The organism is Enterobacter sp. RCC_40 (assembly GCF_041360735.1).
Taxonomy (GTDB): domain Bacteria; phylum Pseudomonadota; class Gammaproteobacteria; order Enterobacterales; family Enterobacteriaceae; genus Enterobacter; species Enterobacter ludwigii.
This window is the reverse complement of the sequence record NZ_JBFUPR010000002.1, coordinates 796,888-821,972: the sequence shown is the minus strand read 5'-3', so window position 1 is coordinate 821,972 and position 25,085 is coordinate 796,888. Positions and strand designations below refer to the sequence as shown.

General features: G+C 54.4%; 19 protein-coding genes. 3 read left to right on the top strand and 16 right to left on the bottom strand.

Annotated elements, in window-relative coordinates:
* Window positions 1–323 precede the first annotated feature (323 nt).
* Together AB6731_RS11985 and aspC are read left to right on the top strand one after the other, a co-directional pair.
* On the top strand, window positions 324–1,412 hold the full coding sequence (locus tag AB6731_RS11985) for a porin (RefSeq protein ID WP_020884808.1): 1,089 nt from the start codon (window positions 324–326) through the stop codon (window positions 1,410–1,412).
* 184 nt (window positions 1,413–1,596) lie between these two features.
* The gene (gene aspC / locus AB6731_RS11980) at window positions 1,597–2,787 is read left to right on the top strand and encodes an aspartate transaminase (RefSeq protein ID WP_371006401.1); all 1,191 of its coding nucleotides are present in this window, start codon (window positions 1,597–1,599) and stop codon (window positions 2,785–2,787) included.
* A 50-nt stretch (window positions 2,788–2,837) separates the two neighbouring features.
* On the opposite strand, the gene AB6731_RS11975 is transcribed toward aspC, so the two are convergent.
* The 7 genes from AB6731_RS11975 to cmoM form a co-directional block, all read right to left on the bottom strand.
* Entirely contained in the window at window positions 2,838–3,485 is a 648-nt protein-coding gene (locus tag AB6731_RS11975) for an MBL fold metallo-hydrolase (protein ID WP_020884810.1), read from the bottom strand.
* Window positions 3,486–3,505: 20 nt separating this feature from the next.
* Complete coding sequence (locus AB6731_RS11970; protein ID WP_014169403.1) at window positions 3,506–4,057, bottom strand: YcbK family protein; 552 nt, start codon at window positions 4,055–4,057, stop codon at window positions 3,506–3,508.
* Window positions 4,058–4,233: 176 nt separating this feature from the next.
* Complete coding sequence (ldtD, locus tag AB6731_RS11965) at window positions 4,234–6,057, bottom strand: L,D-transpeptidase (protein ID WP_014169402.1); 1,824 nt, start codon at window positions 6,055–6,057, stop codon at window positions 4,234–4,236.
* A gap of 176 nt (window positions 6,058–6,233) precedes the next feature.
* Window positions 6,234–10,685, bottom strand: coding sequence for a chromosome partition protein MukB (gene mukB / locus AB6731_RS11960; protein ID WP_014169401.1), 4,452 nt, complete (start codon window positions 10,683–10,685; stop codon window positions 6,234–6,236).
* Entirely contained in the window at window positions 10,685–11,389 is a 705-nt protein-coding gene (gene mukE / locus AB6731_RS11955) for a chromosome partition protein MukE (RefSeq protein ID WP_014169400.1), read from the bottom strand. Before mukE ends, mukB begins: the two co-directional genes overlap by 1 nt.
* Window positions 11,370–12,692, bottom strand: coding sequence for a chromosome partition protein MukF (mukF, locus tag AB6731_RS11950; protein ID WP_371006400.1), 1,323 nt, complete (start codon window positions 12,690–12,692; stop codon window positions 11,370–11,372). Before mukF ends, mukE begins: the two co-directional genes overlap by 20 nt.
* Before the next feature lie 3 nt (window positions 12,693–12,695).
* Entirely contained in the window at window positions 12,696–13,475 is a 780-nt protein-coding gene (gene cmoM / locus AB6731_RS11945; RefSeq protein ID WP_032677804.1) for a tRNA uridine 5-oxyacetic acid(34) methyltransferase CmoM, read from the bottom strand.
* Between the two features lie 124 nt (window positions 13,476–13,599).
* Here cmoM and elyC point away from each other — a divergent pair, with 124 nt between their 5' ends.
* Window positions 13,600–14,379: an envelope biogenesis factor ElyC gene (elyC, locus tag AB6731_RS11940; RefSeq protein ID WP_020884813.1), complete on the top strand. Its 780-nt coding sequence runs from the start codon at window positions 13,600–13,602 to the stop codon at window positions 14,377–14,379.
* On the opposite strand, the gene AB6731_RS11935 is transcribed toward elyC, so the two are convergent.
* The 9 genes from AB6731_RS11935 to rpsA form a co-directional block, all read right to left on the bottom strand.
* Window positions 14,356–15,249 carry a YcbJ family phosphotransferase gene (locus AB6731_RS11935; RefSeq protein ID WP_014169395.1) on the bottom strand — a complete coding sequence of 298 codons (894 nt, stop codon included), beginning with the start codon at window positions 15,247–15,249 and terminating at the stop codon, window positions 14,356–14,358. The two genes, elyC and AB6731_RS11935, sit on opposite strands and share 24 nt — an antisense overlap.
* Window positions 15,250–15,390: 141 nt before the next feature.
* Window positions 15,391–16,137, bottom strand: a complete 747-nt coding sequence (gene kdsB / locus AB6731_RS11930; RefSeq protein WP_032677803.1) for a 3-deoxy-manno-octulosonate cytidylyltransferase — start codon at window positions 16,135–16,137, stop codon at window positions 15,391–15,393.
* Window positions 16,134–16,316 carry a protein YcaR gene (gene ycaR / locus AB6731_RS11925; protein WP_006174474.1) on the bottom strand — a complete coding sequence of 61 codons (183 nt, stop codon included), beginning with the start codon at window positions 16,314–16,316 and terminating at the stop codon, window positions 16,134–16,136. Before ycaR ends, kdsB begins: the two co-directional genes overlap by 4 nt.
* A gap of 45 nt (window positions 16,317–16,361) precedes the next feature.
* Window positions 16,362–17,591, bottom strand: coding sequence for a winged helix-turn-helix domain-containing protein (locus AB6731_RS11920; protein WP_040017058.1), 1,230 nt, complete (start codon window positions 17,589–17,591; stop codon window positions 16,362–16,364).
* Window positions 17,592–17,635: 44 nt separating this feature from the next.
* On the bottom strand, window positions 17,636–18,613 hold the full coding sequence (gene lpxK, locus AB6731_RS11915; protein ID WP_371006399.1) for a tetraacyldisaccharide 4'-kinase: 978 nt from the start codon (window positions 18,611–18,613) through the stop codon (window positions 17,636–17,638).
* A complete protein-coding gene (gene msbA, locus AB6731_RS11910) occupies window positions 18,610–20,358 on the bottom strand; it encodes a lipid A ABC transporter ATP-binding protein/permease MsbA (protein WP_020884816.1) in 1,749 nt (582 codons plus the stop codon). The genes lpxK and msbA overlap by 4 nt, the downstream gene beginning before the upstream one ends.
* 36 nt (window positions 20,359–20,394) lie before the next feature.
* Window positions 20,395–22,659 (bottom strand): ComEC family protein, encoded by a 2,265-nt coding sequence (locus AB6731_RS11905; protein WP_371006398.1) that lies wholly within the window; start codon window positions 22,657–22,659, stop codon window positions 20,395–20,397.
* A gap of 215 nt (window positions 22,660–22,874) precedes the next feature.
* A complete protein-coding gene (gene ihfB, locus AB6731_RS11900) occupies window positions 22,875–23,162 on the bottom strand; it encodes an integration host factor subunit beta (RefSeq protein WP_008499965.1) in 288 nt (95 codons plus the stop codon).
* A 171-nt stretch (window positions 23,163–23,333) separates the two neighbouring features.
* Entirely contained in the window at window positions 23,334–25,007 is a 1,674-nt protein-coding gene (rpsA, locus tag AB6731_RS11895; RefSeq protein WP_014169387.1) for a 30S ribosomal protein S1, read from the bottom strand.
* Window positions 25,008–25,085 lie beyond the last annotated feature (78 nt).

Sequence of the window (25,085 nt, the reverse complement as noted above, 5' to 3'; positions counted from 1 at the left end):
AATTGCCTTTATCTAAATTAATTATAAGCTTTTCATATAGATATCAAAGTATCTGCCGTTTAATTCGCCAGTGGACGCTGAAATTTGAGGTGGTTCACAAAGTTCCTAAAAATACACATTTGGTTACACATGATTTCTTTTTGTAACTTAATCTTGAGAATTGTAGCACTTTCAGGCTAGCGAAACGGTTCTATGAATGGAAAGATGCCTGTCAGATACATAAAGACACCTAACTCTCATCAATAGTTCCGGAAATATTTATTGACAGAATTTATTGGCGGCAGTGGCGAGTGTCATAAAAAAACCAATGAGGGTAATAAATAATGATGAAGCGCAATATTCTGGCAGTGGTAATCCCTGCCCTGCTGGTAGCCGGTGCAGCTAACGCTGCAGAAATCTATAACAAAAGCGGCAACAAACTGGATCTGTACGGGAAAGTGGTTGGTGAGCACGACTTCGTTACCTCTGGTGACAACACTGACAGCAACGACGCTACCTATGCTCAGATCGGTTTCAAAGGCGAGACTCAAATTAACGACCAACTGACTGGTTTCGGTCAGTGGGAATACCGTGCTCTGGCAAGCCAGGCAGAAAGCAACCAGACTCAGCGTACCCGTCTGGCGTTCGCCGGTCTGAAAGCGGGTGATGCAGGTTCCATCGACTACGGCCGTAACTACGGTATCGTATACGACGTAGAATCTTACACCGATATGGCGCCATCTTTCTCAGGTATGACCTGGGCAAACTACTCTGACAACTTCATGACTGGCCGTAACTCTGGTCTCCTGACTTACCGCAACTCAGACTTCTTCGGTCTGGTTGACGGTCTGAGCCTGGGCCTGCAGTATCAGGGCAAAAACGAGCGTACTGACGTGAGAACCGCTAACGGTGACGGTTTCGGTACCTCTGTAGGTTATGAGTTCGGTGAAGGTTTCGGCCTGATCGGCGCATACAGCAACTCTGACCGTACTGACGGGCAATCCGCAGACGGCAAAGGCGAGAAAGCGGAAGCATGGGCTGTTGGTGCTAAATACGATGCGAACAACATCTACCTGGCAACCACCTATGCTGAAACGCGTAACATGACCCGTGAAGACGACGGTTCTTTCGCAAACAAAACGCAGAACTTCGAAGTTATCGCTCAGTACCAGTTCGACTTCGGTCTGCGCCCATCCGTGTCATACGTGCAGTCTAAAGGTAAAAACCTTGCACAACGTGGCACCTTCGCTGGCGGCGATGCTGACCTGCAGAAATTCGTTGAACTGGGTGCAACTTACTACTTCAACAAAAACTTCAACATCTATGTTGATTACCAGCTGAACCTGATCGACGACACCGACTACTCTCGTAGCGTAGGTATCGTGAACGGTAAAGACGACCAGGTTGCAATGGCTGTGACCTACCAGTTCTAATCAGTACACCACTTTGTTATATGCTTAATGAACAGGGCTTCGGCCCTGTTTTTTTATGTCTGATAGCAAAAAATGGCGACTTTTGAAAAGCCGCACGCTTTTTGTCGCAAACGGTTGGCATTTTGTAAATCTACCGTTAACCTGATAGCGGATTTCACTTCTGTAATCACAATGGAACTTCGTCATGTTTGAGAACATTACCGCCGCTCCTGCCGACCCTATTCTGGGCCTGGCCGATCTGTTTCGTGCCGACGACCGCCCTGGTAAAATCAACCTGGGTATTGGTGTATATAAAGATGAAACCGGCAAAACCCCGGTGCTGACCAGCGTTAAAAAAGCTGAGCAGTATCTGCTGGAAAATGAAACCACCAAAAATTACCTCGGTATTGATGGTATCCCTGAATTTGGTCGTTGCACTCAGGAACTGCTGTTCGGCAAAGGCAGTGCAATTGTGAGCGACAAGCGTGCGCGTACAGCACAGACCCCTGGCGGTACCGGCGCGCTGCGCGTCGCGGCGGATTTCCTTGCGAAAAACACCTCTGTTAAGCGTGTCTGGGTGAGCAACCCAAGCTGGCCAAACCACAAGAGCGTATTCAACTCTGCAGGCCTGGAAGTACGCGAATATGCTTACTACGATGCGGCTAACCACTCTCTGGACTTCGACGGTCTGCTGGCCAGCCTGAACGAGGCTCAGGAGGGTGATGTGGTGCTGTTCCACGGCTGCTGCCACAACCCAACCGGTATTGATCCAACGCTGGAACAGTGGGAACAGCTGGCGAAGCTCTCCGTAGAAAAAGGCTGGCTGCCGCTGTTTGACTTTGCATACCAGGGCTTCGCCCGTGGTCTGGAAGAAGATGCGGAAGGCCTGCGCGCTTTTGCTGCCGTGCATCAGGAACTGATCGTGGCAAGCTCTTACTCCAAGAACTTCGGTCTGTACAATGAGCGTGTCGGTGCCTGTACGCTGGTTGCGGCGAACACTGAAACCGTTGATCGTGCATTCAGCCAGATGAAATCCGTGATCCGCGCTAATTACTCTAACCCGCCTGCACACGGTGCCTCTGTCGTTGCGACTATCCTGAGCAACGATGCACTGCGCGCTATCTGGGAACAAGAGCTGAACGATATGCGTCAGCGTATTCAGCGCATGCGTCTGCTGTTTGTGAACACCCTTGCGGAGAAAGGCGCTGACCGTGACTTCAGCTTTATTATTAAGCAGAACGGTATGTTCTCTTTCAGCGGTCTGACCAAAGAACAGGTTCTGCGTCTGCGTGAAGAGTTTGGCGTCTACGCCGTGGCGTCTGGCCGCGTCAACGTTGCAGGCATGACCCCAGACAATATGGCGCCGCTGTGCGAAGCCATCGTCGCCGTGCTGTAAATTGCACCCATAAAAAAAGCCTGCGTAATGCAGGCTTTTTTTTATTCTGGTTACCAGACAGGCATTTCGTCCTGAAGGAACGGGTTATGGAGTCGTTCATAACCCAGCGTCGACATCGGACCGTGTCCAGGGATAAACGTCACATCATCGCCCAGCGGCAACAACTTCTGTTTAATCGACTGAATCAGCTGTCCGTGGTCGCCACGTGGAAAATCGCTGCGTCCTACGCCACCTTTGAAAATCACATCGCCGGAAATCAGCAGACGGGACTGGTCATCAAAGAAGACAATATGGCCTGGCGTATGCCCAGGACAATGCAACACCTGTAAAGTCACATTCCCTACGTTAACGCGCTCTCCTTCATTTAGCCAGCGATCGGGCGTCAGGGGCAGACACTCATCAAGGCCAAACATGCGGCTCTGGGCTGGTAAACCCTGCAGCCAGAACTCATCTTCTTTTTCCGGACCGATCACAGGCACACCGAAGTGCTGTGCCAGCTCCGCCGCCGCACCAACATGATCAAGATGACCATGCGTCAGTAAAATCTGCATCAGCGTGACACCGCTATCCGCGACTTCCTGCTTGATTTTCTCAGCGTCACCGCCGGGATCGACAAGCGCGGCCAGTTTGGTTTGCTCACACCAGATTAATGAACAATTCTGGGAGAATGCAGTAACCGGAATAATACGATAGTTCATACTGCTCCTGTGTTTCGTTATTACCAGTGCCGGACCGGACCGGTATCAATATGCACAAAGTTGCTACTTGGGTAATATCCTACACCACCTGCGCGCATAGATAACGCAGCTTTGCGAATATTGGCTAACGAAACGCCTTCAATATGGAAATCCATTGCCTGTCCCTTCGTGTGATAGCTTTTTTTCGCTACCCCACGGCTGTGGGCGCGCAGTTCATTATTGGTATCAACAGAGCGATAACCAGAAATAAGTTGCACTGGCTTGCTGGTACCCAGCAGGCCCTGAAGGCGGAATAACTGATCAAACAGTCCTGGGTCGATGGCTTTTATTTTATTCGCGCGGAAATCACGGAAAAAATGGTTAAGTCTTGCTAATTCATCCTGAATATAGCCTCTGCCATCGAAGAACTCCGCTTTTAACGACTCACCGGTGTGGAGATTGTTGAGCGTTAAAACTCGCGGACGAGGTGTCGAGAGGGTGGCAAATGCTGGCGTCGGCAAGATGGCCGCTGCGCCGAGCGCAACCCCACCTAACGCCAGCAGTTTGCGGCGATTAGCGTCAAATTTGTCCATGATAATCAGGTCTACAGGTCAATGTTTATCGTAAATATGCTTAGCGCACGAAGGGCACCTTAACTGGCAAAGCCGACTACGTCAAGGCACCCCACCCCAGTAAATACGCGGCCTCCAGCCATATAGCCCCGTATTCACCATTACTTACGACAACCTATTTTCCCGAACTGCTTCATTTACCTGATTAATTGTTCAGCTTTTGGCAAAATTTGTGCGCCGGATCGCGCCGTGAGATCATAATTGTAAATATCTGTACGATACTGCGTCCGCCCGTCCTCACCCACAAACGCCGTCAGATAATAAAGATTGACCGGAATATTATGGCGAATATTAACGTAACGCGTATCCCCCTGCTTCAGGGCGTCAGAGATGCGCGTATCGTTCCAGCCTGCATCCTGCAACAGCATATTAGCCAGCTCCGAGGCTTTATTGACACGCACACAGCCTGAGCTCAGCGCGCGGGTATCTTTCTGGAACAGATTGTGGTTCGGCGTATCGTGCAGATAGATAGCATCTGAACTCGGCATATTGAACTTGTAGCGTCCGAGCGAGTTATGTGCACCGGGTGCCTGCTGGAACCGGAATGGCAGATTAGACGCGGTAATGGTTGACCAGTCGACCATATAGGGGTCTATCGCCTCTTTGCTGTTCCAGCCGCGCATCACCGTATAGCCATGGCGTTCCAGGTAACCCGGATCGTTCCAGACCTTGGGCAGAATGTCTTTACGTGCCAGCGTCGGCGGTACGTTCCACGGCGGGTTAACCACCACGTTGTTCAGTGCACTGCTCATCATAGGCGTTTTGCGATCGGGACGTCCCACAATCACGCGTGACGCCAGCACTTCACTGCCGTTCTGGTAATAGACCAGCGAATACGCCGGAATATTCACCATGATGCCGGTAGAGAGGGTCCCTGGCAGCAAGCGTAAACGCTGGATATTGAGCGCCAGCACCCCTGCCCGCTGCGCAGGTGAGACGTTCAGCCAGTCGCGCGTTGACTGGCCAATCACGCCATCAGCACCCAGCCCCTGAGCAGCCTGAAACTGCTTAACCGCTGCAACCAGCTCCCGATCGTAGGCCGCGGGCTTATCACTCAGAACGGCGGCTTTTTTCTCTTTCACCGGGGCTGACGGGCTGACAACGACGCTTTGCGCATCGTCACCCGGCAGGGCAATTTTAGGCCCGCTATCCAGAATACCGGAGCGTTTGAGGATCTCGCGCAGGGCAGGCACATCGCTGCTCCACTGTCCAGGACGCAGCGTCGCGGTACCACGCATCTGCGGCCATGGACGTGAATCCCCGACCAGTTCCAGAAGCGACTGATGCATGGTCGCGTATTGCGGATGTGCCGGCGCGAGGCTCGCAATAAAGCGCGGCAGATCGCCACTATCCAGCGCCAGTTGCCACTGGTTAATTACCGACAGTGCCGGAGTCGCCAGCTTGTAAGGCTTATCGCTGTACAACCAACGGTTACCATTGACCGGAATACCGGCCACAAACTGGAGATACCCCATCATGGCATCGGAAAGCACCACGTCCCGCGCCTGCCCGGTGACAGCAGGATCGGTTAAGAGCTCAACCCATTTTGTGAACTGCGGCTGGAACCCTGCAATGGCGACTTCTGCCAGCTGTTGCTGGAAGGCGCGCACGGCATCACGGTTTTCCCACATGGGTTTCATGTCACGCGCCGCATAGAGCAGCGTGAGCTGGCTGGTATAGACAGGCGTGTAGCCTGCTGGCAGCCCAGACAGCAGCTGCTGGCGAAGCGATTCCGCGTCGATGCCTTCTGGCAACGGTTTAATACCGGCCATGATGGCCGTCGCAGGAGACTGCTCCAGCGGTTGAGACAGCGACGTTGGCTGTGTGCCAGTCGTTGCTGTGCTGTCAGTCGGCACAATTTCAGGCTCGTCGGCCTGAGCGGTTAACAGTGGAGCAAACGTCACTGCCAGGCATAAACTTAGCGCAGACAGCTGACGACCACATTTTTTCTTTAGCAACATCCCTTGCCCCCTGTTTTCACGACATGCCCATCACGTTGGGGCTTTCTTTTATTATAGGGTGACGGCAAACCTGTTGCCTTACCTTATGTAAAGAAGTTTAAAGATAACGCAGCCTTAAACACAAGTTAAGCGAAAAAAAAGCGGCGCTGGTGCGCCGCTCACGGTTAGAAAACGCCTCAGGACGCGTCTGCCGTTGTTTCCGGTAAGGATTCTGGCGGCTGTGGGGCAAAACCGCGTAACCCGACCACGTGAACGTGTTCGGTATTCTGAAATACCTTACGCACCAGTTTATACGTGGTGCCTTTCTCAGGACTGATGTTCTCCGGCGCTGCGATAATGAGCTGCATATCAAGACGCTCACAGAGTTCAAACAGCGTGGCAATTGAGCGGGCGTCAAGGCGCGCCGCTTCATCCAGGAACAGCAGTCGACATGGGGAGATATCTTTGCCGCGCAGACGACGCGCTTCATCTTCCCAGCTCTGGACCACCATCACCAGAATCGACATCCCGGTACCGATAGCTTCACCGGTAGAGAGTGCACCGGACTCCGCACGGAGCCAGCCGTCTGAACCACGGTTAACCTCCACTTCCATTTCCAGGTAGTTACGGTAATCCAGGAGCTCTTCACCAATGGTTTGTGGCGTGCGTTGCCCCATGTCAATCTGCGGATTAAGGCGCTGATACAGTTTCGCCAGCGCTTCGGAGAAGGTAAGACGGTTGCTGTTGAACAGATCCTGATGCTGTTCATGCTGTTCAGACAACACTTCCAGCAGCGTCGAGTGCGCTTCACGCACGTTCACGTTCAGACGCACGCTGTTCACCTGACCAAACGATACGCTCTGCAAGCCCTGGTTCAGCTGGCGAATTCGGTTCTGCTCGCGCTGGATGGTTTTACGGATGATATTCGCCACGCTGCGGGAACTGATAGCCAGCTTCTGCTCGCGGGAGGTCAACTCTTCCGTCAGGCGGCCCAGTTCGATTTCCATCTGCTCAATGGCTTCGACCGGATCGTCGGTACGAATGATGTCCTGACGAATACGCTCACGCAGGTGCTGATAAACGGCTACGAAGAACTGGATCTTACGCTCAGGGCGTTTCGGATCTTCGGACATACGCAGCACATCGCGCAGGTGTTCGTTATCCGCCACCGCCAGACGCAAGGCACCCAGCGCCTTATCCGACATAGAGCGCAGTTCATCCGCAGAGAGATAGGCCAGCTCGCGACGATGCAGACGGCGTTCAACGTTATTGTCTTTCACCATCCGCATGACGGCGCACCAGCCCGCCTTCGCGGTCACGACCTGCTCACGCATTTCGTGATAATCGCGCTCCAGCTTGCGCAGGCGACGAGTCAGGTTATCCATTTCCGCTTCACAGAAGGTCAGCGCTTTTTCCAGCTGATTACGACGTGCGCGGTTATTACTGAGCTGCGCATGCAGTTCATCACGGCGGATACGCGCCCGCTCTTCTGCTCCGCTGTCAGCACGGACGCCAATGTCCTGCAACTCTTTTTGAAGATCGTTTAACAGCTCTTTCTTGGTGTCGAAGGAGCTTTTCAGCGAGGCCAGGACCTGATTGTACTGGTTCAGCTGTGCCGAGTGGCTACGCATCGCATCACGGGCGCGAGTACGTTCCGCTTCAGCCTGTTCAAGGCGCTGACGCAGCTTCTCATTGAGATCGCTGTTACCGCTCAGCATCTCCGCGGAATCGGAGTAGCCGAAGTGAGCCCGGCGCTGCACCACTTCCGTCAGGGCAAACGCCTGCTGGCGCGCTTCGCGCTGCACCTGCTGCGACCAGGCGTAATCTTCTTTTAACTGCTCGAACTGCTCCGGATCGCTCTGCAACACGGAGACCATTGGTTCGAGCTTCGCCAGCTGATTACCGTACTGCTGAACAAAACGTGCCGCTTCCTGAGCTTCATCCAGACGTTCCTGAATCTCATCCACGCGGTCAGCCAGCGTGTCATCTGCCAGCAGATTCAGGCGAGGCAGGATGCGGTTAAGGGCCGCAACGCCTTCTTTCGCCTGTTCGAACTGAACGCGGCTTTGCTGGTTGTCATTTTCATGGTTTGAGATCGCACGCTCAAGCTCGCCGCGACGAGTGTTGAGCTTGCGAATTTCGGCTTCCGGGTCAGCTTCAAACGCCACGCCCAGATGGCTGCCGATAAAGCGGCTGAACGCCTGATGAAGACGCTGGGTTTTCTGCACGTCAAACGACAGGGTCGCAAAACGTTCAGACAGCGTCTCACGCTCGGCGTGCAGACTTTCAATCCGGTTTTCACGCGCTGCGCGACCAAACAGCGGAAGCTCAGGGAAGCGAGAATAACGCCACTGACGATCGGCGATTTTGACGACAACCGCTTTTTCCAGCTCATCGACGCTGAATACGCTGTCATCGAACGACTGCGGGTCCCCTTCGATTAAATAGAGGTCTTCCGGGCAATCTTCCAGTCCTGCCAGCTGGTCAGCAATCAGCGACAGATCCGGGACCACAATCGCATTACGTGATGGGCCATACAGGGCTGAGAAGTACGGCGCATCGTCCAGACCGACATCGTCATAGATTTCGGACAACAGCACGCCGCCAAAACGTTCAGCCAGGGCGTTCAGACGTGAGTCTTCCGAACCACCAGGCTGGCTTAAACGCTCAATCTCTTCATCGATCTCACGTTTACGGGCGCCGACTTCATCGCGCTCAACAATCGCCTCGCGCTCGCGCTCCAGCAGCTGTTGCAGATATTCGGTCACATCCTGGCTGGACTCAAACTGTTCGCCGCACTGTTCACTGAGCTGATTCAGGCTGCTTTGGGCAGCCAGCCAGACTGGTGCACGCTGCAGCAGCACCTTAGAACGGGACTGCAGCTGTTCCATCTCCTGGCGCAGCGTCATGCGCTGTTCACTGGCGTTGGATACGGAATCGGAAAGCGCAGCAATACGCGCTTCGAGCTCCTGATGCAGAGCTTCAAGATCGTCGAAATCGTAATTTTTGCCCTGGCGCTTACAGAACTCCGCCAACATACGCTCGGCTTCCTGCTGTTCGCGAAGACGCTGTTCCAGTTCGTTCAGGCGCATACGCAGCGGCTGAACCTGCTCGGCCAGATGGCGCTGGTTCACACCGTCGCGCAGCAGTTCACGGGCAACTTCCCACGCTTCGTTACGCGCAAGCGGGCCGTTAATTGCCACAACCAGCTGGTACGCTTGCTCAAACTGACTGTGCGCCGTTTGCGCGACGCTCATCTTCTGTTCAAGCGAGAGCAGTTTCTCGGTCGCTTCCTGCTCTTTGGCCTGGAAGGTATCCAGCCACTGGTCAGCGCTTTCCGGGGTGAGGTCAGGCAGATGACACAGCTCTTTTGCACGCTGTAACGCCTGAAGTGCCTGGGTATACTGAATTGCACGCGTCTGCTGCACGTCCAGCGCCTGCTGGTAATCGGCCAGCTGATTTTTCAGCTCATCCACTTCCAGCTCGGCGGCCTCGGCACGTGCTTCGTTCTCTTCCTGCATGTCGGCAGCTTCCGCCACCACTTCATTTTGCTCTTCGAGACGAATTTGCAGCTCATCGAGATCCGCTTCGTAGCGCTCGATCTTCTCCTGCTGACGCAGGGCGGTCTGCACCAGGTTCAGGTGATCGCTGGCAGCCTGGTAATCGGCTTCCAGATCGCCTTCGGCACCGTTGTGCTCGCCCAGTTCACGCGCCATTTCGACGTGCTTATACTGCTCAGCCACCAGCTGTTTACGGGAGGTAAACAGCTCGCGGCGGTACTCTAACGCCTGATCGAGATGGACACGACGTTCATTGGCGTGACGCATATAGTCCGCCGCCACGTAGTTGGTGGCCTCGCTAATCAGGTGCTTAAACAGGTCACGGTCAGACTGCGTCACGCGAATGGCTTCGAGCGTCATGCGGTTTTCACGCAGCGCAGCTTCCATATCCTGGAAGGCCTTACGCACGCCGCTGTTTTCCGGTAACAGGTAGTCGCGCAGGGAGCGGGTAATGGCGCTGGAGATACCACCGTACAGCGATGCTTCGATCAAACGGTAGTATTTGCTACGGTCAGACGCGCTGCGCAGACGACGCGCCACAACGCCCAGATCGAACATCAGGGAGTGGTAATCCGTAATGGAGTTGAACTGCTTGAACTGCACGCCTTCGATGGTTTCGAGCTTATCTTTCAGCTCCTGCAGCGTCAGCACGCGCGCCTGGCGCTCATTCAGGGTTTCCGTCAGCAGCGCTGTGGGCTGCATGGAGGTTGGCAAACCCTGGATGGCAAACGGTTTAATGTCCACTTTACGGTCACGGCCTGCGACCTGCTGCAGACGTACCCCCACCACCACACGCTGATGTCGGGAGTTAATCACGTCCAGAACCGAATAACAGACGCCTGCTTTGAGCTTACCGTGCAGGCCTTTATCGCGAGAGCCGCTGGTCGCCCCCGCTTCGGTGGTGTTACGGAAATGGAGCAGCGTCAGATCGGGGATCAGTGCCGTAACAAACGCCGCCATGGTGGTGGATTTACCCGCACCGTTACCACCGGAGAGCGTCGTAACCAGCTCATCCAGATCGAACGTCCGGGCAAAGAAGCCGTTCCAGTTAATCAGCGTTAGTGAGCGAAATTTACCGCGTTCAATCATTACTCTTCCTCCCCGCTATCCGGCAGATTCTCTTCATGCTCATCATCGAGCTGCAAATGGTTTTCCACCGGCATCGCTTCACCGTCGCGGATCATGCGAAGCTGCGCTTCACGCGCATCGTCGCCCGCACGCACATCGGCGCCGAAGCGGAAGACAGATTCCGTGATGCGGAATTTGCTGCTGTCATGGCCCATAAACCAGACCATGCCCAGACGACGCAGACGGTTAAGGGAAGAGCGAACTTTTTCCTGCAATTTCTGGCGGTCAAGATCCGAGCCCGTGGAGCGGTTGTTCACCAGCTTGAGCAGCTTGCTCTCATCCGCCAACGCCAGCAGCTCGTCGTAAAGCTCCTGCTGGGTGAAGATGCCTTCATTTGCCAGACGCTCCGGGCTGAGATAGAGGTAGCAAAGAATTTTGCCGACCATCATATCCAGCTCAGAGAGCACGGAACGCGGAATCAGGGTTGTGGAACGTGGACGCAGGTAGAAAAACCCTTCCGGTGCGCGGATAAGCTCCACGTTATAGCGGGCGTAAAACTCCTCCAGGTACTCCTGGAAGTCCATCAAAAAGGCGTGATTGTCCAGCTCGTCTAAGCCAATGTGACGACCGGCACGCAGTTGGCTGTCCAGCGCCGGAAACAACGGATTCGCCAGCGCCTGTGCCAGCTTAACTGGCATCACTTGTTCAATATTTGTCAATGACATGCGCCTGTACCTTGGCTCCGTAATCGTTAATCGGCTGCCACTTCGGCGGCAGCCCGGTGAAATCTGCTTGCGCGACGCCCAGACGCACGGCCTGGTCTACCACGATGCGGGCGATGTCGAAGTGGCGCGCGCGAGGATATTGCGCCAGATAGTCGCGCACCACGAGCCCAAGATCCAGCGGCACTTGTCTGGTTTTGTAGACAGCGAGCTGTTTTTCGATCATCGCCGCAAGTTGCTCACGAATTTCGTTGAACTCTTCATATTCCAGATCCGGTGGCAGTTCACCGGTCACTTCTTCATCGCGCAGGGCCATCTCTTCGTCGCGCATATCCAGCAGACGATCGGCACTGGCGTAAGTCAGCGCCCATGGCGCATCGAAATAGGTCTGTACCGACTGGCGCAGACGCTGAGCAAAGACGCGGTTTTTATCCATATCGATCGCGGTACGGATAAATTTATGCACGTGACGGTCATAACCGATCCACAGGTCAATCGACTGCTGACCCCAACTGATAATACGATCGAGTTTGCTCTGCAGATCGAACACCAGACGGTCAATAAAATGCAGATCGTCATGGGCCATGGTCGCATCCTGGATGCGCAGCAGGTTCGCCTGAAGCTTATCCCCTGCGGCTTCCAGCGTATCCTGCAGTTCACGCAGCGTACCCGAGGTTTCCGACAGCAACATTTCACAGCTGGAGATGGCCGCACGCCAGTCTTTATTCAGCAACTGCGCGATATCGTCTTTTACCTGTTGCTGCTGTTCATCCATCAGACGCTGGGTCAGATCGATGCTGTCGAAAATCTCTGCCACCGAATATTTCAGCGGCGCATAGACGTTACGGTGCCAGTGGAATTCGTCACCGTTTTCATCCGCTGCATCGGCGGCGCGCTTAAGCTCACCCGCCACAATCGAGAGCTGCATGGAAAGACGCAGCGTGGAAAATTCACGCTGGCGGATGTAGTAATCGGTGATGCCGATACCCAGTGGCGTCAGACGATAGATGGCGTTTCCTTCCGCCTGCTCGCTGGTAAAGCGGTTCAGCAGACGTTGACGCACCATATCGTTGATTGCGTTGTTGGCACGCACGCTAATGGTTTCGCTGGTTTGCTCAAACGCATCACTGACATGGCGGAACGCATCCACCAGTTCACCCTCGCTCATTTCGCCATCCAGCCGTTCGCCGTTCAGCGTGGCAACCGCCAGCAGGAAAGAGAGTCTGTCTACCGGCAGCGAGATGGAGAAATCGTTTTTCCTGGCCCAGGCAACCAGTTCGGGGACTGTCTGGGAAAATTCACTCATAGGTTATCCTTGCATCTGCGGCTTGTGCGCGGTGACGTGAATATAGCGGCCAAGACTGACAAAAGGTTCCTGACGGCAATACCGCGTTTCTAATTCTGTTAAGGTGTCAAAACAGTCACGCTGTTTGTGTTTTTCACGCAGATAATCATGAAACACCCTGACGCCCGTTTTCCCGGTTATCTGCCAGCCAATCTCTTCCAGCCAGCCATACACCTGCTGCGGATCGCGCGGATAATCAGGGGAAAGCGTGCGTTTTTTCTTTTTTGGCATCCCGACCTGAACATAGTCGAAGTTACCCGCAACCATGTTGTGCATCAGGAAGCCGTTAGCATTGTAGAACATCAGTGACAGCGTACCGCCCGGGCGCAACATCGACCACAGGGTGCGTAACACGCTTTGCGGATCCGCAACCCACTCCAGCACTGCATGAAACAATATCAGATCAACCTGGGTTTCCAAATGCTGTGCGATGTCCTGAGCGGCGCATTGTATAAAATGCATGTTGTCGCTCACACCTTTCTCTTCTGCGGCACGCGTCGCACGCGCGATCATCTCAGCAGAAAGATCGCAAAGCGTTACGTGATGACCGCGCTGGGCCATTTTAATAGCCGTCTGCCCTTCACCGCCGCCAGCGTCCAGCACGCGCAACGTTTGCCCCTCAAACGAGGCCAGGATGTTGTCCAGATCCTGCCAGAGGATCGTCTGACGCAACTGCCCTTTCGTGGTGCCATAAATGTTGCGCGAAAACTTTTCCGCGATGTCATCAAAATTGCGATCCCGCATTGGGAGAGTTCCACTCGCTAACTGCAAAACCGCTATTTTGTCACACCCGCGCGGAGAATGAACCTCTCTGGTGTAATATCACGAGTAATCACCTGCTATATGGTTAAAAAAGGAACCAAAAAGGATGCTTTTTACCCTGAAGAAATACATTGGGGGGATGATGCTTCCCCTTCCACTGCTGCTTATCATCATTGCGCTGGGGCTGGCGCTGGTGTGGTTTAGTCGCTTTCAGAAGAGTGGCAAAACGCTTATTACCGTCGGCTGGCTGGTCCTCCTGCTGCTGAGTCTGCAACCGGTCGCGGATAGCCTGTTACGCCCTGTCGAAAACAGGTACCCGACATGGCAGGGTCATCAGGAGGTAAAGTATATCGTGGTGCTGGGTGGGGGTTACACCTGGGATCCGAACTGGGCGCCCAGTTCAAACCTGATTAACAACAGCCTGCCTCGACTGAACGAAGGCATTCGCCTGTGGCTGGCGAATCCGGGATCGAAAATGATCTTTACCGGTGCGGCGGCAAAAACAAACCCGGTCAGCACGGCCGAAGCCGGAGCCAGAGTGGCTGAATCGCTGGGTGTACCGCGTTCCGCTATCATCACGCTGGACAGCCCAAAAGACACTGAAGAAGAAGCTGCCGCCGTGAAGCAGGCGATTGGCGATGCCCCGTTCCTGCTGGTTACGTCCGCCTCGCACCTGCCGCGGGCGATGATTTTCTTCGAAAGAGTTGGCCTGCATCCCCTCCCCGCGCCGGCTAACCAGATGGCCATCGACGCGCCGCTTAACCCGTGGGAACGGGCGATCCCGTCCCCGGTGTGGCTGATGCACAGCGATCGTGTCGGTTACGAAACGCTTGGACGCCTCTGGCAATGGCTAAAAGGCGCGTCAGGCGAGCCAGGGCAGGAGTGATTTCGTGGCGAGATCGAAGTTGGCGCGATTAAAACGGCCAGTATTGACCAGTTGCGCCACTTCATCCCAGAGCAGATAGAGCCAGCGGCGCCAGAGAAACGCTTCTGCAACCGGCGCCCGCTGGAGATAATGCCAGAGTAACCCCTCTGCGGCCCCGCTGTCGCTGAGCCTGAACAACTCGTACTCGCGCGGTGCCCAGAGCATGATCCCCGGCCCTACCATTGCCAGAAGCTGGTCGCTGCGAGGGTCTTTCAGCATACTGCGCAGGGTAAAATTGCCGTGAACCAGCACGCAGTTGTCGTTAAAGCCGTCAAACAGCGCGGGCAAACACTCCCGGGTGCGGAACAAAATACGTTTGTCCTGCATGGTCAAACCGGTGTTATTAAACTGGTTAAGGGTGCCCCACAACACTTCGACCCGCTGGCGGTACCACAGTGGCCACAGGTTTTCCTGGGTGCTGTCTACCGGCCCGACGAGCCCACCGCTGTCTTGTCTGTGCCAGCCCAGCAGCGCCTCGACAATCTGATCTTTCAGCTGTTCCCAGCGTTCCGGTGAACGAGCAGGCGCTTCCACAGGCACGCCACGTAACCGCTCAATCAGCAGGACATCAGGGCCGGGGTGTTCTTCATGCGTCATCACGCCATACACCGTCGGCATGCGGACGGTCCCTTGTCGCGCAAGCATCGACATTTTCCAGGCCAGCTGCCTTGCAACGCCCGGCGAGGTAAAACTTCGGGCCATCAGCGGCATTGGGTTTCCCTGGCTGTCATATAACGACCAGAGTGCGGTATCTGCTTTTTCGTTCACACACTCAACCCTGCTTAACTTCTCACCCAGCAGATGGCTCAGTTCAGCACGCAGCTGTTCCATATGAGATTACCCCCATTAAGACTACTGCTTTTATAATGAGCGCGCGGATAGAAGATGTCACCCGACAGAGATCAATTATGGAAAAGAAAGGGAAAATAACCGGGAGAGAACATCCCCCCGTAAGGAGGGATGCGGGCGCTATTAACGCAATTCGGCGCGGACGCGCTCAAGATCTTCCGGGGTGTCAACACCCGTACCTGGCACTTCCTGCGCAACGGCAACGTGGATTTTTTCCCCGTACCAGAGCACGCGGAGCTGCTCCAGCATTTCGATATGCTCCAGCGGGCTGGGTGCCCAGGTGACATAACGACGAATAAAGCCAGCGCGGTAGCCGTAGATCCCCAGATGACGCAGGAATGAATCACCAATGGTCTCTTTTGAAACCGCAAAACGGTCACGATCCCAGGGAATAGTGGCGCGAGAGAAGTAGAGCGCATAGCCCTCGGCATCCATCACCACTTTCACCGCGTTCGGATTAAACGCCTCTTCAGCGTGGAGCACAGGTACCGCGAGCGTAGCCATACCGACCTGGCGCTGCGCCAGGTTTTCCGCCACCTGGCGAATAATGACCGCCGGGATCATCGGCTCGTCGCCCTGCACGTTAACGATGACCGTATCATCATTAAAACCGCATTTCTCAACCACTTCTGCCAGCCGCTCTGTGCCGGACTGGTGATCGGCGCGGGTCATGCACACTTCTCCACCAGCCGCCTCAACCGCACGGGCAACGTCCGGATGATCGGTTGCCACGATAACGCGCTCAGCACCGGACTCACGCGCACGTTCAAGGACATGCACAATCATCGGTTTGCCGTTGATATCCACCAGCGGTTTACCCGGCAGACGGGTTGATGCATAACGCGCAGGAATAATGACAACAAAACTCATGGTTTGCTCTCTTCTGCCACCAGGGAGCGGGCTTCGTTTTCCAGCAATACCGGAATACCGTCGCGCAGCGGGAATGCCAGACTGTCCAGCTTGCAAATCAGCTCTTGTTTGTCCTGGCTGTAGTAAAGTTTGCCGTTGCACACCGGGCAGGCAATAATTTCAAGTAAACGGTGATCCATAGTTCCTCCGTATGGGTAATCGCTAAAGCTTAACACATTCCTTTTTCAGGGAGTGTCTGTTTCCCAGCCACGTCGACAGGTGCTAAACAACCCGTCAGGCACCCGACCCAGCGCCACGTCGTGGGCCCCCTGCCAGCGTGCGAATTCGCTAATGGCGGAGGTTAATCCTTTTTCCAGCGCCGCTGTGGTCTTGATCCCCTCTTCAAGATAGAGCGCGATAATCTCCAGCGTGCCGGTTTTGCGGTGCATTTTGGCGTCCATTCGACCGACCAGTTGCCCTTTGTGCAGCAGAGGCAACACAAAGTAGCCGTACTGACGCTTTGGCGCGGGGGTGTAACACTCAAGCCGATAGCTGAAATTAAACAGCTGTTCGGCCCGTTTTCTGTCCCACACGACCGGATCGAAAGGCGATAACACCGCGCTGTGGGTTGCCTGAAGCTTACTTTCCAGAGCCTGGGGTAAAAGCGGGAGGAGATCCGAATGCAGCCACATGTCCCCGAGGGTTTCTACCGTGACGGGGATAACACGATGTTCACGCTGCCACATTTCCAGCAGCGGTTTCAGGGCCGGCTGGCGAAGGCGATAGTAATCCGCCAGCCACTGCGGCCGGAAAATGCCCAGACTGCGGGCGCTGTTTTCCAGCATTATGGCTTCCGCTGCCTCCTGGGTGAGTAAGTCACGCTCATCGTCCCAGTGGGGCATCACGCGGTGCGTCAGGTCATACACGCGCTGAAAATTACGCCGTTCAATCACCATGACTTTGCCGGACGTAAACAGTCCTTCAAGGTGGCGTTTGTGCGGCTTCCACTCCCACCAGCCGCTGGTCCCTTTTCTCGGATGTTCAAAATCGGCGGAACGTACAGGGCCGTTTTGCTGAATATGCTCGATAAGCTGTGCTATTTCAGTCGCGTGCTCCTGCATCCATTCCTGTCGGTATTTCCAGCCCATCTTTTCGGGGGCCAGCATGCGATGGCGAACCAGGGCAAAATCGCTGCGCGGCAGGAAACAGGCCTCGTGCGCCCAGTACTCCATTAAGTCCCCCTTACTGAGCGCGTCATCCAGCCACTGAGGCGGATAATTCCCCAGCCGACTAAACAGCACAAGGTAAGGGCTACGGGCCACGATATTAATGGTGTCAATTTGAAGGAGCGACATGCGCTGAACGGTAGAGAGAATATCGGCGGGCTGCGCGCGGCGGCGGGGCTTTTTGAGTAGCCCCTGTGCGGCAAGGTGCAAATGACGTGCGGCTGAAAGCGAGAGTTGCGGTAAAGACATGCGTTTTCCTGTCAGTCAAAGCGCCACCAGAACCGCGTAAGCCATTACTGCACTAACGCAATCAGTTCCTTGAGCAATTGTTCCGGTTGCTCACCGCTGAGTTCAGCGTCAACCGGCAGATACCACCAGTTATCCTTCGCAAAGGCACGGCATTTCACCGCATCTTTTTCAGTCATGATTAGCGTCTGCCCCGGCGCTGTCAGGGCCGCGACCTGATCTGGCACCAGCGCCTGATGATCGGCCAGCGGAACGCGTTTTTCAAGCCGGGCACCACACTGTTCCAGCGTCGCGAAGAAACGCGGAGGATGACCGATACCCGCCATGGCCACCAGCGCGGGTAACAACGAGACAGCACGGCGCTCTCCGGTCAACAGATTCACCGCCATTCCCGGCCTGAGATGCATAGGGATCTCATCCGGTTTGGCCTCTCCACCGTTAACAATCACCGCATCAACGGACCTGAGACGCGAAGCGCGTTCGCGCATTGGTCCGGCGGGTAGCCACCAGCCGTTACCGAACCGGCGAACCCCGTCAATGACCACAATCTCTTTATCACGCGCCAGCGCGTAATGCTGCAGACCATCGTCAGTAATAATAATGTCTACCGCATGTTCGGCAAGAAGTGCCTGAACGGCATCACTGCGTACCGGGGAAACCGCAACAGGTGCACCTGTACGCTGGTAAATCAATACTGGCTCATCACCCGCTTCAGCGGTCGTAGTTTCCGCCGTCAGCAACAGGGGATACTGCGCCGCGTTTCCGCCATACCCACGCGATACCACGCCTGGGCGTATACCGCGATTTTGCAGTTGCTCCACCAGCCAGATCACCACCGGTGTTTTACCGTTGCCGCCAGCCGTCAGGTTACCCACCACGACAACCGGCACCGGCGCGCGCCATGCTTGCTTTAACCCCAGGCGGTAAAGCAGACGAATGACGCCGCTCACCAGGCCATAAAGCCAGGAAAGCGGCAGAAGCAGCAGCCACAGCGGTGATTCACCGGACCAGATGCGTGCAATCATTCGCCGAATTGCATCTTATGCAGTTGGGCGTAAACGCCGCGGTGCGCCAGCAAATCAGAGTGGCTTCCGCGTTCGACAATCACGCCATCTTCAACAACGACGATTTCGTCAGCCTGCTCGATAGTCGACAGACGGTGCGCAATCACCAGCGACGTACGGTTCTTTTGCAGCTCATCCAGCGCAGACTGAATGGCACGTTCAGATTCCGTATCCAGCGCAGAGGTTGCTTCATCCAGAATCAGAATCGGGCTATCACGCAACAGCGCACGAGCAATGGCGATACGCTGGCGCTGGCCACCGGAGAGCAGTACACCGTTCTCACCGATAATGGTATCCAGACCGTTATCCATCTTGTTGATAAAGTCCATCGCATAGGCCATACGAGCCGCCTTTTCAATCTCCGCACGGCTGTACTCTTCTGTACGCGCATAGGCAATGTTGTTTGCCACAGTATCGTTGAAGAGATGCACATTCTGGGAGACCAGCGCCACCTGGTTACGCAGGGACTGCAGGGTATACTCCCGCAGGTCATGGCCATCCAACAGGATTTCACCCTCGTCGATATCATAGAAACGGGTGATCAGGCTGGCGATGGTGGATTTACCTGAGCCAGAGCGGCCTACCAGCGCAACGGTTTTACCCGCGGGAATGGACAGGTTGATATTACGCAAAGCCGGCGTTTCGCGGCCAGGATAGGTGAAAGTCACATTGCGGAATTCAACATCGCCGTGGGCGCGTTCAATCTCGCGTTTACCTTCATCTTTCTCCTGTTCGGTATCCAGAATGCTGAACAGGGTCTGGCAGGCAGCCATCCCGCGCTGGAACTGAGCGTTGACGTTCGTCAGTGATTTCAGCGGACGCATCAGGGCAATCATCGATGAGAAGACCACGGTGATGGTACCTGCCGTCAGCGTCTCCATCACGCTCGGGAAGCTGGCCGCATACAGAACAAAGGCCAGCGCCAGAGAAGCGATCAGCTGAATGATAGGGTCAGAAATTGAAGAGGCCGAAACCATTTTCATCCCCTGCAGACGCATTTTGTTGCTGACTTTATCAAAGCGTTTGGTTTCGACTTCCTGCCCGCCGAAAATCAACACTTCTTTATGCCCTTTCAGCATCTGCTCTGCGCTGGTCGTAACCTGGCCCATCGTGTTCTGCATATTCTTACTGATGTTGCGAAAACGCTTTGAAACGACGCGAATAGCAATAGAGACAACCGGTGCCAGCACGATAAGGATCAGTGACAGCTGCCAGCTGTAATAAAACATCATGATGAACAGACCGATAATCGATGCACCTTCACGCACCACGGTAATCAGCGCGTTGGACGACGATGATGCCACCTGCTCGGAGTCGTAGGTAATACGTGAGAGCAAGGTACCGGTAGACTGCTTATCAAAGAACGCTACTGGCATGCCCATCATGTGGCCAAACAGCCGACGGCGCATGGTCATAACGACTTTCCCGGAAACCCAGGAGATACAGTAGCTCGAAATGTAGCTGGTGATACCGCGTAAGATCATCAGTCCAATAACCACCAGTGGCATCCATATCAGCACTGAGCGATCTGTTTTACCAAAACCGTCATCCAGTAACGGTTTGAGAAGCGATAACATAAACGTATCGCTGGCTGCGTTGAGGACTAACGCTACACCCGCCACGATCAAGCCTGCTTTAAAAGGTGCAATCATCGGCCAGAGTCGGCGGAAGGTTTGCCACGTGGAGAGATCTTTGTCGTTATGCATTCAAAAAACCAGCATCTGTTGAAATAGCCGCATATTCTACCCGTTATCTCCGGGCGCGCCAAACCACTGATGATACCAACGCGGTAAATATTCATCACGTACGCGCTGTATTTGCCATCGATGTTGCGAGAATGTCACCGATATTTGTCCAGAATGGGGGGTATCGTGCCAGATATAGCCCTCTTTTCGATAACGTCTGATAACTTTTGCCGACGGAAAATGCCATGCGTTATAGCGGGCCGCAGAATCGAGCGCGATACTCCCCTCTACCCGCTGCACCAGTGGCAATGATGAAGACGTATTGCTGCCATGATGGGATACCTGTATCACAGTGGACGCCAGATGACGCCAGTAATGGCTAAGCATAGTCTGTTCCGCTGGCGCTTCAATATCCCCCGTAAGCAATGCACTCTGCTCACCATCGTCGATTTTTACCACGCAGGAGCGATTGTTCCCCCTTTCGGAATAGCCCGCAGGTGGCCAGTGGACGGTGAAGGTTAACCCCTCCCATATCCATCTCTGCCCGCGAAAACAAGGCCGATGCTCCACCCGGCCTAACGGGCTTCTTATCCATAACGTGGGCCATGTTTTTTGCAGCGTCGCCAGGCCGCCCGCATGGTCGAGATGCTCATGACTGAGGATGACGCCTTCTGGTTGCAAATGGTGCCAGCGTAGCCACGGAATGATTAACTGCCGGGCGCTATCACCACCCGGCCAGGCGAGCCCGGTATCATAAAGAAGGGCTTTGCCATGGCGTTCAATGACCATTGCCAGTCCCTGCCCCACATCCAGCATATGCAGTGTCCAGCCCTCACTCCTCACCGTTCGCCAAAGCGGAAATGCCAGTAAGATACTCCCTGCCAGACAAACTGCAGGAACGGATTTCCAGGCATGAAAGCGCCAGCCGATAATGGCAAGCCAGGGCAATAACGTCAGGTATTGCCATCGTTCATCTACATTCTGCCAGCCATCCGGCAGGCGCATCAGCATCCAGAACAACCCCCCCAGGGATTTATCGGCTGCAAACCAGAGGGCACTTTCCAGCGCCGTCAGCGGCAACAGATGAAGCAACATTCCGGCCAGGATCAGCGGTACGCAGACAAAAGTGACCAGGGGGACGGCAAAGAGATTAGCCACCAGGGAAGAGAGGCTAAACCCATGAAAAATCAGCACCTGTAATGGCATGAGCAGAAGCAACATGCCGGTTTGCAGATAAAGAAGATTCACCAGAGGCTGTAACCAGCGAACCCGGTGCCCGCGAGGAAGAGGCAGCCACTGAAACCAGAAAATCAGCGCGGCGACGGCAAAAGCTGAAAGGGCCAGACTTTGAGAAAGCACGGCTAAGGGATCGCTTATCAGGATTGCCGCGATACAGCAACACCACACCTGCCAGGGAGACCACTGACGGGCGCCAATGCGCAATGCCGCCAGCACGGCAAGTGCGATAACCGTTCGCAATGCGGGCGGTTGCAGCCCGGTAAGCCAGGCGTAGAAAGCGGCAAAGAACAACCCGGCCAGGAGAGGAATCTGCCAGTGGATCCAGTGGCCCGGCATCAAGAACTGAAGCCCACGCGCAAGTAACCAGACGATGGATGCGGCCAGCGCAATATGCAGACCCGAAATTGCCATCAGGTGCAGCGTGCCGGTGTCGCGCATCAGATCTTTAATTTCCCGGGGCACCTCCAGACGTTCTCCCATCCCCAGCCCAAGCATAACCGCGCCCCAGTGAAAAGCAGAAAGCCGCTGTTGCAGTGACATCAGGTACTGAGCACGCAAGCTGCAGTTTTCATCGACGATTTTCGCCTGCGTGAAACGTCCGCTGAGCGTCTGGTGTCGGGCAAAGGCGCTTCGCTGGGGATCATATCCCCCGTCGTTTAGCTCGCCATGCACAGGCCGGAGCCTGAGCGTCATAGCCCAGCGCTGACCGGCACACACCTTTTGCGGCAGGTAATTGCCATACAGCGTCACGCCCGTGGATGCCCACCAGCGTTGACCATCGACACGCAGAATGTTGCCCTGATGCATTGTTGCACCATCGGTGGCCGTGATTTCTATCTCTGCCTGCACTGCTCCCGTCGTTAAATGTTGCATCGGCCAGACGCTTTCCTGCGCAGCAAGAAGACCCCAGACACAAAATAACACCATGATCCCCATATACTTCAGGACGTTGTGTCGCTGGGCGGCCAGCGCTATCCCACCGGCTATCATTACCCACACGGTATGACGTTCAGGCAGGACGGGTAACCAGAGTAACGGCACGATCGCCAGAATGGCGCAAAGACTTATCGCGGGAATGCCCATTACTACCTCCCTGTTTGAGGGTGACAGTATGGAAGCAGGCAGGGTGAGTCGTCAGCCAGAAGAAACGCGGTTTACAGCGGGCGCTGAAGCATTTTTATCCGTTTGCAGAAAACAAAAGGAAAATTGCGCGGCATCTTCAGAATAAAAGCGACAGGCACAAAAAAAGCACCCGCAGGTGCTTTCTTTCGAACCCAGTTTAGCGCTGATGGCTAAACTCAGTTGCCGTAAATGTTGGCGCGATCGCGCAGTTCTTTACCCGGCTTAAAGTGTGGAACGTACTTACCTTCCAGTTCGACTTTATCGCCAGTTTTCGGGTTACGCCCGGTACGTGGAGCACGATAGTGCAGAGAAAAACTACCGAAACCGCGGATTTCAATGCGCTCGCCCTGGGCAAGAGTGGAGGCCATATGCTCCAGCATCTCTTTTACGGCATCCTCCACTGCTTTCGCAGGGATATGCGGTTGCTGACTGGCAAGTCTTTCAATCAATTCTGACTTGGTCATGATTCCTCCGGTTCCTTTCAAACCAATTAGCTGAACAGCTCATTAAACAAGGGCGGCCGTAGCCGCCCTTTGTTATTGATTACAGGACGAATCCTCTAATCTGTCAAGTTTGCTCCTCATCCTTCTCGCTGTAAATGCGTTACAGCTCAAAATGATGCGGACAACCTGATATTACTCGCCTTTAGCTGCTTTGAAAGCTTCAGCCATTGCGTTGTTAGAGAAGTTTGCATCTTCCTGTTTGTTAACAGTGGCGATTGCATCTTTCTCATCAGCTTCGTCTTTAGCACGAACAGACAGGCTGATTGCACGGTTCTTACGGTCAACACCGGTGAACTTAGCTTCAACGTCGTCACCAACGTTCAGAACCAGAGTGGCATCTTCAACGCGGTCACGTGAAGCTTCAGAAGCGCGCAGGTAACCTTCAACGCCGTCAGCCAGTTCTACGGTTGCGCCTTTAGCGTCAACTGCAGTGACTTTACCGTTTACGATTGCGCCTTTCTTGTTCAGTGCAACCCAGTTGTTGAACGGATCTTCTGCGAGCTGTTTAACGCCCAGGGAGATACGTTCACGCTCTGCGTCAACCTGCAGAACAACTGCAGCGATTTCGTCGCCTTTTTTGTATTCACGAACTGCTTCTTCGCCTGCAACGTTCCAGGAGATGTCAGACAGGTGAACCAGGCCATCGATGCCGCCGTCCAGGCCGATGAAGATACCGAAGTCAGTGATAGACTTGATTTTACCTTCAACACGGTCACCCTTGTTGTGGGTTTCCGCGAACTGCTGCCATGGGTTGTTTTTGCACTGTTTCAGGCCCAGGGAGATACGACGACGTTCTTCGTCGATATCCAGAACCATAACTTCCACTACATCACCAACGTTAACAACTTTGGATGGGTGGATGTTTTTGTTGGTCCAGTCCATTTCGGAAACGTGCACCAGGCCTTCAACGCCTTCTTCGATTTCAACGAAGCAGCCGTAGTCAGTCAGGTTGGTAACGCGACCAGTCAGTTTAGTACCTTCTGGGTAACGCTTAGCGATAGCTACCCATGGATCTTCGCCCAGCTGTTTCAGGCCGAGGGATACACGAGTACGCTCGCGGTCGAACTTCAGCACTTTAACAGTGATTTCGTCGCCCACGTTCACGATTTCGCTTGGGTGCTTAACGCGTTTCCACGCCATGTCGGTGATGTGCAGCAGGCCATCAACGCCGCCCAGGTCAACGAATGCGCCGTAGTCAGTGAGGTTCTTAACGATACCTTTGACTTCCATGCCTTCCTGCAGGTTTTCCAGCAGCTGATCGCGTTCTGCGCTGTTTTCGGATTCGATAACGGCACGACGGGATACAACAACGTTGTTACGCTTCTGGTCCAGCTTGATTACTTTGAACTCAAGCTCTTTGCCTTCGAGGTGCAGGGTGTCACGGACTGGACGAACGTCTACCAGAGAACCTGGCAGGAACGCACGAATACCATTCAGCTCAACAGTGAAGCCACCTTTAACTTTGCCGTTGATAACACCGACCACAGTTTCAGCTTCTTCGTAAGCTTTTTCCAGCGTGATCCAAGCTTCGTGACGTTTAGCTTTTTCACGGGAAAGCAGGGTTTCGCCGAAGCCGTCTTCTACTGCATCCAGAGCAACGTCAACTTCGTCACCAACCTGGATTTCCAGCTCGCCCTGGGCGTTTTTGAACTGCTCTGCCGGAATGGCGGACTCAGATTTCAGACCGGCGTCAACCAGTACTACGTCTTTGTCGATAGCAACAACAACACCACGAACGATGGAACCCGGACGGGTTTCGATTGTTTTTAAGGATTCTTCAAATAGTTGAGCAAAAGATTCAGTCATGTTTAATCTTCAGGTTAATATAACGTCCACCTGGCTCCGTGCCGGATGGGGTTGTTTCACATACCCGCCGTCAATCCA